The sequence below is a fragment of the Pseudomonas sp. NPDC098747 genome (assembly GCF_044760045.1).
Taxonomy (GTDB): domain Bacteria; phylum Pseudomonadota; class Gammaproteobacteria; order Pseudomonadales; family Pseudomonadaceae; genus Aquipseudomonas.
On record NZ_JBIWAL010000046.1, the window covers coordinates 24,795 to 33,886 of the forward strand.

At 60.1% G+C, this 9,092-nt stretch carries 11 protein-coding genes; 6 read left to right on the forward strand and 5 right to left on the reverse strand.

The window, feature by feature from the left end:
* Positions 1 to 29: 29 nt before the first annotated feature.
* Positions 30 to 494 carry a CopD family protein gene (locus ACIQVE_RS22630; RefSeq protein WP_402812408.1) on the forward strand — a complete coding sequence of 155 codons (465 nt, stop codon included), beginning with the start codon at positions 30 to 32 and terminating at the stop codon, positions 492 to 494.
* Positions 495 to 703: 209 nt separating this feature from the next.
* Here the strand turns inward: ACIQVE_RS22630 and ACIQVE_RS22635 are convergent, their stop codons facing one another.
* The 4 genes from ACIQVE_RS22635 to ACIQVE_RS22650 form a co-directional block, all read right to left on the reverse strand.
* Positions 704 to 1,462: a collagen-like protein gene (locus tag ACIQVE_RS22635; RefSeq protein ID WP_402812410.1), complete on the reverse strand. Its 759-nt coding sequence runs from the start codon at positions 1,460 to 1,462 to the stop codon at positions 704 to 706.
* Positions 1,455 to 1,736, reverse strand: a complete 282-nt coding sequence (locus tag ACIQVE_RS22640; RefSeq protein WP_402812413.1) for a DUF1145 domain-containing protein — start codon at positions 1,734 to 1,736, stop codon at positions 1,455 to 1,457. The genes ACIQVE_RS22635 and ACIQVE_RS22640 overlap by 8 nt, the downstream gene beginning before the upstream one ends.
* 163 nt (positions 1,737 to 1,899) lie before the next feature.
* A complete protein-coding gene (locus ACIQVE_RS22645) occupies positions 1,900 to 2,622 on the reverse strand; it encodes an OmpA family protein (protein WP_402812415.1) in 723 nt (240 codons plus the stop codon).
* A gap of 89 nt (positions 2,623 to 2,711) precedes the next feature.
* Entirely contained in the window at positions 2,712 to 3,407 is a 696-nt protein-coding gene (locus tag ACIQVE_RS22650; protein ID WP_402812418.1) for an OmpA family protein, read from the reverse strand.
* A 200-nt stretch (positions 3,408 to 3,607) separates the two neighbouring features.
* Between ACIQVE_RS22650 and ACIQVE_RS22655 the strand changes: the two genes are divergently transcribed.
* The 4 genes from ACIQVE_RS22655 to ACIQVE_RS22670 are packed head-to-tail and all read left to right on the forward strand — an operon-like array spanning position 3,608 to position 5,362.
* Positions 3,608 to 4,105, forward strand: a complete 498-nt coding sequence (locus tag ACIQVE_RS22655) for a DUF6231 family protein (protein ID WP_402812420.1) — start codon at positions 3,608 to 3,610, stop codon at positions 4,103 to 4,105.
* Between the two features lie 4 nt (positions 4,106 to 4,109).
* Positions 4,110 to 4,604 (forward strand): YchJ family protein, encoded by a 495-nt coding sequence (locus tag ACIQVE_RS22660; protein ID WP_402812422.1) that lies wholly within the window; start codon positions 4,110 to 4,112, stop codon positions 4,602 to 4,604.
* A gap of 57 nt (positions 4,605 to 4,661) precedes the next feature.
* A complete protein-coding gene (locus ACIQVE_RS22665; RefSeq protein ID WP_402812425.1) occupies positions 4,662 to 5,156 on the forward strand; it encodes an LEA type 2 family protein in 495 nt (164 codons plus the stop codon).
* Entirely contained in the window at positions 5,153 to 5,362 is a 210-nt protein-coding gene (locus tag ACIQVE_RS22670; protein ID WP_008083915.1) for an SEC-C metal-binding domain-containing protein, read from the forward strand. The genes ACIQVE_RS22665 and ACIQVE_RS22670 overlap by 4 nt, the downstream gene beginning before the upstream one ends.
* A gap of 280 nt (positions 5,363 to 5,642) precedes the next feature.
* Here the strand turns inward: ACIQVE_RS22670 and ACIQVE_RS22675 are convergent, their stop codons facing one another.
* The gene (locus ACIQVE_RS22675; RefSeq protein ID WP_402812429.1) at positions 5,643 to 6,200 is read right to left on the reverse strand and encodes a cysteine hydrolase family protein; all 558 of its coding nucleotides are present in this window, start codon (positions 6,198 to 6,200) and stop codon (positions 5,643 to 5,645) included.
* Between the two features lie 189 nt (positions 6,201 to 6,389).
* Between ACIQVE_RS22675 and ACIQVE_RS22680 the strand changes: the two genes are divergently transcribed.
* Positions 6,390 to 8,840 carry a penicillin acylase family protein gene (locus ACIQVE_RS22680; RefSeq protein ID WP_402812432.1) on the forward strand — a complete coding sequence of 817 codons (2,451 nt, stop codon included), beginning with the start codon at positions 6,390 to 6,392 and terminating at the stop codon, positions 8,838 to 8,840.
* Positions 8,841 to 9,092 lie beyond the last annotated feature (252 nt).

Here is a 9,092-nt window from a genome sequence, read left to right on the forward strand (position 1 = left end):
ATCAGTCCCGCGCAGAACGGAGTACCCCAATGACACTTTTTAGCCTCGTTTATCCCCTGCATGTACTGGCCGCTCTGGTATGGGTCGGCGGCATGTTTTTCGCCTGGATGGTCCTGCGCCCTGCGGCTGTGAAGGCCTTGGACGGCCCCAATCGGCTGACGCTGTGGGTGGAAGTGTTTCAAGGTTTTTTCCGCTGGGTCTGGTTCGCGGTGATCCTGCTGCCGATCAGCGGCGTGGGCATGTTGCATCTGCAGCAGGTCGGGTTTGAGACCGCGCCGAAATACGTGCAGGTGATGATGGGTTTGTATGTGGTGATGACCGCGCTTTTTATCCGCATTCAAGGGCTGATGCTGCCGGAACTGCGTAAAGCGGTCGAGGCGAAGGACTGGCCGACGGGTGCGGCGGTGTTGGGGCGGATTCGGCGGGTGGTGGGACTGAATCTGATTGTCGGGTTGGTGCTGGTGGCGATTGCGGCGGCTCGGCCGATGTTCTGATCTGCAATGGCTAAAGATCAAGAGCCCCTCACCCTAGCCCTCTCCCGGGGGGAGAGGGAACTGAATGGGGGATCTTGCAGAGATATGTCGACCTGAAACTGCCGTACCGAATCCATAATCGACTCGATCACACAGGTCGACGTGTAGCGTCAGGCAACTCGGTCGGCCCCCTCTCCCTCCGGGAGAGGGCTGGGGTGAGGGTAAAACTTTTAGAGGCGTTGCACAGTCACCGCACCCGCCGCCCCCACAGGCCCCGGCTGGCCATCAGCCCCAGCCTTGCCGCTTTTACCGCCATCAGCGCGGTACACCACACAGCCCTTGGACTTGCCACCCTTCCCTGCCTTGCCGCCAACACCCGCCGGACCACCGGCGCCGCCAGCCACATTGACCTTGATCAGCTCGACCGGAAATTCGCGCGGCACTTCAAGCCGCACCAACGCACCCGGTGCACCTGGCTGACCATCGCTGCCGTCACTGCCATCCGCACCGTGCCCGGCCGAGCCGTAGGTGCAGCCGGGATCTTCACCGTTGCCACCGTCGAGACCGACAAACCCCGGCGCACCGGTGCCACCGCGCGCATCGACTTGCAGTTGCGGTGCGTTCAATGCCTTGAATTGCAGGTTCAGATTGCGCCCTGCGCGGGCGGCTTTTTCATAAGTCCCCGGGGCACCGCGAGCAGTGATCCGGCTGCCTTCGCTCAATTCTGCGCGATTGACTTTCATGTCCAGCGCTTGTTCACCCGGAACGATGGCGATGCGCGCTTCATGACCGAGGCGCAACTCACCGACACTCAGCTCAGTCACGTTGGCGGGAATCAGCAAGGTGCCGTAATCGGCCACTTCCAATCGCTCGAGTTGCAAAGTGCTGGTCGTGTTGGGCAGGCGCATCAGGGAGTTGGTTTCGACGCTGACCACTTGGGCACAGGCCAATGGGCTGACTAATGCAGCGAGCAGACAAAGTTTACGCATGGGACGAAGCCTCCGGAGCGGCCGGGGCCGGGATGGTTTGCAGGTGGAATACGCCGAACAACAGGATGCGGCCACGATCACGCCAAGGGTGCGGGCGGCCTTTGAGGCTGCGATTGCACAGCAGCATTTCGAGCACATGGATCAGCAACAGCAGACCGCCGGCCAGATTGACCAGCAGATGCAACTGATGTACGAACGGCACCAACTGATTGGCCAGCACCACGCAGCAGAACAGCAGGGTCAATAACCGCCCCAGCCCCCAAAACACTTTCATACGCTCCCCCGTGTTGCGAATTATTCTTTGGGCGCACAGTAACGGCTTCTGCGGGGGATAAGCCAGAGGGAAAAATGAAAAATATTTGCGCAGCCGTCAAATGGCTGCCGGATCGACGCTGATCGCCGTCCGGCAGCTCTAGCCTGCGGACTACAGACACATCCTAACGATTGATATGTAACTCCACGCGACGGTTTTGCGCGCGGCCCTCATCCGTTGCGTTGTCAGCTACCGGCTCACTCTCGCCACGCCCTTCGCTGGTGATTTTGTTGGGTGCCAGCCCCTGACTCAGCAGATAAGCCGCCACACTGCTGGCGCGGCGTTCCGACAATGCCTGGTTATAGGCATCCGAGCCTTTGCTGTCGGTATGGCCGATCACCTTGATGCTCACCACGTCGGCATTACGCAGTTTGTCCATCAGCGTATCGAGCTGCGTTTTCGCAGCGGGTGTCAGGTCGGATTTGTCGAACTCGAACAGCACGTCGCCGGCATCGCTCAATGTGACGACTTCGGTTTGCGTGACCGGTTCGACCGTTTTTTCAACGACCGGATATTGCGGCAGCGGGCAACCACGGTGATCGACCGGGGTGTTTTGCGGGGTATCCGGGCAACGGTCGCGACGGTCGAACACGCCGTCGTCGTCTTCATCGCCGTCCTGGGCGTAACAGATCAGTCCGCCAGTTAGAATCCCCAGTGCTGCGCCGCCACCGGCCCAGCCAGCGCTTTCAATAGCGCCGAGTCCGCCACCGACAAGCCCGCCAAGAAGGCTGCAGATCGGCCACGTACGTTGATTGAGGGGTGCAGTGCCATCGCTGTGAGTGGCGCAACCGGTGAGCAAGCTGCCAAGCAGCAGCACCGGCAAGACGGACCTTGAGAAAACAGTCATTGTAAAAGCTCCTGTGTCACCGGCCCATACCGGTTACACAGGAGTAAAGACCCGCATCCGCGACTGCACAAGCCGCGGATGCGAGAGGACTAGCGGTTGATTTTAATTTCGGTACGACGGTTCTGTGCACGACCGTCAGCAGTTTTGTTATCCGCAACGGGTTGGCTTTCACCGGCACCGGTCACCGAAACGAAGCTGCCTTGCGGCACGCCGCTCTCAACCAAGTACTTGACCACCGAATGCGCGCGACGGTCCGACAGTTTCTGGTTGTAGGCATCGCTGCCCACGCTGTCGGTGTGACCGGTAACGGTCAGTTGCGCAGTCGACGACTCCTGTTTCAGGCGCGTGGCGACTTTATCGAGTACTTGTTTGTCAGGGCCGGTCAGCGTGGCTTTGTCGAACTGGAAGTGAACATCACGGATGACGATGGTTTCTTCCTTGACCACTACAGCCTCTTCAACCACTGGCTCAGGGACGGGTGGAGGGCAACCATTTGCATCGACCTGCACGCCTTTTGGAGTACCCGGGCACTTGTCGCGGCTGTCCGGCACACCATCGCCGTCTTCGTCGCCATCACCGTGCACCCAGCAATACGCCGCTGCCGTACCACCAACGATCAACGCGCCGTAGCCCGCCCACGCGGCGCTCTCGGTCGCGCCGAGGCCGGCACCGATCACACCCCCGACCCCCGCACACGTCGGCCAGTCGGTTTTTTGCAAACCTGCGCAACCAGTCAACACACTGGTTAGCAGAACCAAGGGTAATGCTGTCCGAACTATGCTCATCTAGTTTTTCTCCTGAGGGATCGGCTTAAAACCGATTCAGGGAGTAAAGACCGGAGTTTTAATCTCCGCCAGCAATAGGCCACTGCTGTTTGCGACCGTGTTCACAGGACTTCGGCGCTTTTGCCGGAAACGTGCGAGTCAGGGCACTTTGCCGCCGCAGTCAGGCAGGCTAGTCTTGGCGGTCTGATTGAGGAGCTTCGATGAACGCCGCCATTTCTTCCCGCACGCCGCAACAGGCGTTGGCCGCTTTGCTGGATCGCTATGCCCCGGCGCGTTTGCTGCTGATCGGCGCCAGTGAATTCCCGGCGCTGGCCGCTTTTAAAACAGCCCATCCGGACACCTGCGTGGCCCACGCCGCCCCTGGAGCCTTGCCTGCGGAGCTGGCGGCGCGGCGTTTCGATCTGGCCCTTGTAGTCGATTGCCTGGAACATTTGCCCAAGCGCGACGGCCTGAATCTGTTGGGGGGCATTCGTAATCTAAACGCCAGTCGCATCGCGGTGCTGGCGGATCTGTCGGCCAGTGGCTGGCAGGAAACCGATTTCTATTCGCTGGCGCTGCAAGCCAGCGAACATTTTGCCCGCGATGAGCAGGTTCTGACCCTGTTCACCTATGATCTGCTTGACTATAAACAAGTCCCCGACTGGCTCAACTCACGGTTCTGGGCCAATCCGGAAAACTTCGGGAAATACTGGTGGTAATGCAATGAGTACAGCCATTTGCCCCTGCGGCAGCGGCAACCTGCTGGATGCCTGCTGCGGTCATTATCACGAAGGCCTCCCGGCCCCGTGCGCCGAAGCCTTGATGCGTTCGCGCTACAGCGCCTACGTGCTGGGGCTGATCGACTATCTGGTGGCGACCACCCTGCCCGCCCAGCAAGCAGGGCTGGATCGGCAGTTGATCAGCGCCTGGAGCGCGCAAAGCACCTGGCTGGGCCTTGAGGTCGAAAGCTCGGAAGTCTTCGGCGGCCAGCCGGAACACGCCTTCGTCACCTTCACCGCGCGCTGGCACGACAGCCAGGGCGAACACAGCCACCGAGAACGCTCTTCATTTGTCCAGAATGCCGGACGCTGGTATTTCATCGATCCGACGGTGCAGTTGAAACTGGGGCGCAATGACAGTTGCCCCTGCGCCAGCGGACAGAAGTTCAAGAAGTTCAAGAAGTTCAAGAAGTGCTGTGCGGGATATTTTGGCGCTTGAGATCAAAAGATCGACCGATTTTTTAGGGCTAGACTGAGCAACAAAAGGAGCTGTTCCATGTTTGCTCAACGACGCGCACTGCAAGCCCTCGCCCTCTTCCTGTTTCTCGGGCTCGGCGGCTGCGCCTCTTGGTTCGCCGACGACACCCGCGACCCCGCCGTGCATCTGGTAAAAGTCGAAGTGGTGCGCGCCAAGCTCCTCGAACAGAAATTCATCCTGCACTTTCGCATCGACAATCCCAACGACAGTGACCTGACCGTGCGCGGTCTGGAATACCGCATTCATCTGGCCGATATGCTGCTGACCGAAGGCGAGCATGAGCACTGGTTTACCGTCGGCCCCAAACGCAGCGCGTACTTCAAAGTGCCGATCCGTACCAACCTGTGGCCGAAGGTGAAGAACGTAGTGAAAATGCTGAAAAACTCCAAACAGCAGATTCCCTATCGATTGCAGGGTGAAATGGAAACCGGTTTATTCATCGCTCACTACGTGCACCTTGAGCGCAATGGCGTGATAATCCCCGCCGATTTAATTCCGGAGCAACACCGATGACCCAACAACCTCATGTCCATGGCCCTGATTGCAACCACGATCATGATCATGACCATCACCACGATCACGATCACGGTCATGTCCACGGTCCGAACTGCGGCCACGCCCACCAGGAGCCGGTGCGCAACGCCCTGAAAGATGTCGGCCGCAACGACCCTTGCCCTTGCGGCAACGGCAAGAAATTCAAGAAGTGCCACGGGGCTTGATGCTCTGGGCGAAGACATACTTCGCCTGACCTGACGCCTTCGCGAGCAAGCTCGCTCCCACAGTTGACCGGCACCTGGCACAGCATCTGTGTGCACAGCAAATCCTGTGGGAGCTGGCTTGCCAGCGATGAGGCCGGCACTCCCAGCCGAGATGTCGCCTGATCCACCGCCATCGCTGGCAAGCCAGCTCCCACAGTGACCGCGTTCCTTCAGTTGAAATGCAATCCACTGTGGGAGCGAGCCTGCTCGCGAAGGGGCCGGCACATTCACCAGAAGCTTTTCAGCCTGCCGCCAGAATCTGCCCGGCACTGACCACCGTCGCATACTCCCCGTGCAAATTCCCTAGCGACATCCCATGCACCTCTTCAGCTGAACGCGGCGTGCCGAAATAATCAGGTTTGTCGAAGGTGAAGCACGCATCCTCCGCCACCCACGCATCAAACCCCAGGTTGCCCGCCGTGCGCGCCGTGGATTCCACCGAGTTGTTGGTGGCGACGCCAACGATGATCAACTGCCCGATCCTCGCCTCACGCAAGCGCGCTTCCAGCCCAGTGGCGCAAAAAGCATCCGGCACTTGTTTCTGAATCAGCCATTCGCCGTCACAGGGCAAAAACCTTTGCTGAAACTCCACCCCTTCCTGCTCGGGCCAGAACACAGAGTCCGGCGAGCGCGAAAGGTGTTGCACATGAATCACCGGCCGCCCACTGCGCCGCCAAAACCCCAGCAGATCTAGGATCCGGTCTTCGGCCAGTGGATTATTGCGCCGCCCCAAGCGCGGATGCAGGATGCCTTTTTGCTGGTCGATGATGATCAGTGCAGCGTTGGCCTGAAGCTCCATTGCAATTCCTCTCATGCGCAGTCATTGAATTTCTCGCAGTTCAGCATCAGCGCTTGCTATCAAGCAAGTCATCGAACGCACCTGTTTATCAGACAAATCTCGAAATAACCCCCGCCCCCGCTTGCGCGGCACCCTCCTGCTCACTAACGTAGCGCCTTTACTGACGCTACCCCCCGCAGGAGCTTTGCCATGGCCTCGCCAGCCCTCACACATTTTCTTCCCCGGTTCGGCGTTGCCGCAGCAGTGGCCGGTGTTTTGAGCCTGACCGGTTGTCAGACCTGGAACGCTCAGGACACCCTCCCGCCCACCTCCGGCGTGCAACCGCTCAAGGGGCTGGCGCAGAATGTTTCGGTGCGACGCAATGCCATGGGCATGCCGTTGATCGAAAGCAACAGCTTCCACGACGCATTGTTTGCCCTCGGCTATGTCCACGCCAGCGACCGCATCAATCAGATGGTCACCCTGCGCCTGCTGGCTCAGGGCCGTCTGGCGGAAATGTCCGGTTCGTCGATGCTCGACGCCGACCGTTACATGCGCGCGGTCAATCTGAAGAAAAGCGCCGGTGAGCTGTACAAGGCTTCGTCGCCACGGCTCAAGCGTTTCTTCGAAGTCTATTCGCGGGGCGTCAACGCCTACCTGTTCCGCTATGCCGACAAGCTGCCGGGCGACCTCGCCTCCAGCGGCTACAAGCCTGAATACTGGAAGCCGGAAGATTCGGCGCTGATCTTCGCCCTGCTGAACTTCAGCCAGTCGGCCAACCTGCCGGAAGAAATCGCCTCGATGGTGCTGGCACAGACCGTCACCACCGACAAACTCGCGTGGCTGACCCCGTCGGCGCCTGACGAAAAGCTGCCACAGACCGAAGCCGACAAGCTGCAAGGCCTCAAGCTCAACGGACAAATCCCAGGCCTGACTGAATTGAGCAGCGCCAGCCAACAGCTGTCGGCGCTGAACCTGCTGGGCACCCCGTCCTCGAACAACTGGGCCATCGCCCCGCAACGCAGCCGCAGCGGCAAAAGTCTTTTGGCCAGCGACAGCCATGGCCCCTTGGCCGCGCCGTCGCTGTGGAGTTTCGTACAGATCCGCGCGCCGAAATATCAGGCTGCCGGCGTGACCGTTGCCGGTCTGCCGATGGTGCTCGGTGGTTTCAACGGCAAAGTGGCGTGGAGCATGAGCAGCGTGCTCGGCGACAACCAGGACCTGTTCCTGGAAAAAATCCGCCGCCAGGGCAACAGCCTGACCTACGAGGTCAATGGCAAATGGCAGCCACTGGGCGTGCGCAACGAAACCTATTTCGTCAAAGGCCAGCGGCCGGTTCGTGAAGCGGTGTACGAAACCCGTCACGGCGCACTGCTCAACAGTGCCCAGGCTGCGGCGCAAGGCAACGGCTACGGCCTGGCCTTGCAGACGCCGAGTTTCACCGACGACAAATCGCTGGACGCATTTTTTGATCTGAGCCGTGCGCAGAACGTTGAACGCGCGTCGGACGCCAGCCGGGAAATCCGCGCCATCGCGTTGAATCTGGTGTTCGCCGACGCCAGCAATATCGGCTGGCAAGTTACCGGGCGCTTCCCCAATCGCCGTGAAGGCGAAGGCTTGCTGCCATCGCCGGGCTGGGAAGGTCGCTACGACTGGGACGGTTACGCCGACCCGATGCTGCACCCCTACGATCAGGACCCGGCGCAAGGCTGGCTCGGCACCGCCAACCAACGCGTGATCCCGCATGGTTACGGCATGCAACTGTCCAACTCCTGGGCTGCGCCGGAACGCGGCGAGCGCCTGACAGAGCTGGCCGGCAGCGGCAAGCACGACAGCCGCAGCGTGATCGCCATGCAATATGACCAGACCACAACGTTCGCCGCCAAGCTGAAAAAAGTCTTCGAAGCGCCAGGCATGAAGCAGCCGCTGAAGCAGGCGATTGATGCCCTGCCGGAAGCTGATCGCAGCAAGGCGCGCGAGGCGTTTACCCGGTTGATGGCGTTCGACGGCAAGCTCAGTCCGACATCGGCGGATGCGGCAATCTATGAACTGTTCCTGCAGGAAAGCATGAAGCAGATCTTCCTCGACGAACTCGGCCCCGAATCCAGCCCGGCGTGGAAAGCGTTTATCGCCAATGGTGATTTGTCCTACGCAGCGCAAGCCGATCATTTGCTGGAACGCGAGGACAGTCCGTTCTGGGATGACCTGCGTACGCCGCAAAAAGAAGATAAAGCCGTGATACTCGCCCGCAGCTTCGCGGCGGCGATCACCGCTGGCGACAGTCAGTTGGGCGGCGATCACAAAGCCTGGCAGTGGGGCAAATTGCACAGCTATGCGTGGAAGAACGCCAATGGCCAGACCGTTCGCGGGCCGCTGGCGGCCGGCGGTGATCACACGACATTGAATACTTCGGCGTTTGCCTGGGGCCAGGACTTCACCACCACGCGCGCGCCGTCGATGCGTTTTATCGTCGACTTCGGGCAAACCGAACCGCTGATGGGGCAGAACGGCACCGGGCAGTCGGGGAATCCGCTCAGCCCGAACTACCTCAATGGCATCGATCAGTGGCTCAAGGGGCAGTACATCGGGTTGCCGATGCAGCCGCAGAACTTTGACCGGGTTTATGGCAAGGCGCGTCTGACTCTGACACCGGGCAAGTAGCGGAAGATCAAGAGCCCCTCACCCTAGCCCTCTCCCAGAGGGAGAGGGGACTGATCCGGGGATACTCGAGAAATACACCGACGTGAAAAATTTGCCGTGAATCCATAGTCGACACGATTTCTCAGGTCGATGGATAGCGTCATACACTTCGGTCGCCCCCCTCTCCCTCCGGGAGAGGGCTGGGGTGAGAGTCGCTGCAAAGACACACCGACGTAAAAACCCCGCCGTGAATCCATAGTCGACACGGTTTCT

Bases quoted from the DNA above. Each gene is read 5' to 3' on its own strand.
- ACIQVE_RS22630 (WP_402812408.1), top strand. From the start codon at position 30: ATGACACTTTTTAGCCTCGTTTATCCCCTGCATGTACTGGCCGCTCTG.
- ACIQVE_RS22635 (WP_402812410.1), bottom strand. From the start codon at position 1,462: ATGCGTAAACTTTGTCTGCTCGCTGCATTAGTCAGCCCATTGGCCTGT.
- ACIQVE_RS22640 (WP_402812413.1), bottom strand. From the start codon at position 1,736: ATGAAAGTGTTTTGGGGGCTGGGGCGGTTATTGACCCTGCTGTTCTGC.
- ACIQVE_RS22645 (WP_402812415.1), bottom strand. From the start codon at position 2,622: ATGACTGTTTTCTCAAGGTCCGTCTTGCCGGTGCTGCTGCTTGGCAGC.
- ACIQVE_RS22650 (WP_402812418.1), bottom strand. From the start codon at position 3,407: ATGAGCATAGTTCGGACAGCATTACCCTTGGTTCTGCTAACCAGTGTG.
- ACIQVE_RS22655 (WP_402812420.1), top strand. From the start codon at position 3,608: ATGAACGCCGCCATTTCTTCCCGCACGCCGCAACAGGCGTTGGCCGCT.
- ACIQVE_RS22660 (WP_402812422.1), top strand. From the start codon at position 4,110: ATGAGTACAGCCATTTGCCCCTGCGGCAGCGGCAACCTGCTGGATGCC.
- ACIQVE_RS22665 (WP_402812425.1), top strand. From the start codon at position 4,662: ATGTTTGCTCAACGACGCGCACTGCAAGCCCTCGCCCTCTTCCTGTTT.
- ACIQVE_RS22670 (WP_008083915.1), top strand. From the start codon at position 5,153: ATGACCCAACAACCTCATGTCCATGGCCCTGATTGCAACCACGATCAT.
- ACIQVE_RS22675 (WP_402812429.1), bottom strand. From the start codon at position 6,200: ATGGAGCTTCAGGCCAACGCTGCACTGATCATCATCGACCAGCAAAAA.
- ACIQVE_RS22680 (WP_402812432.1), top strand. From the start codon at position 6,390: ATGGCCTCGCCAGCCCTCACACATTTTCTTCCCCGGTTCGGCGTTGCC.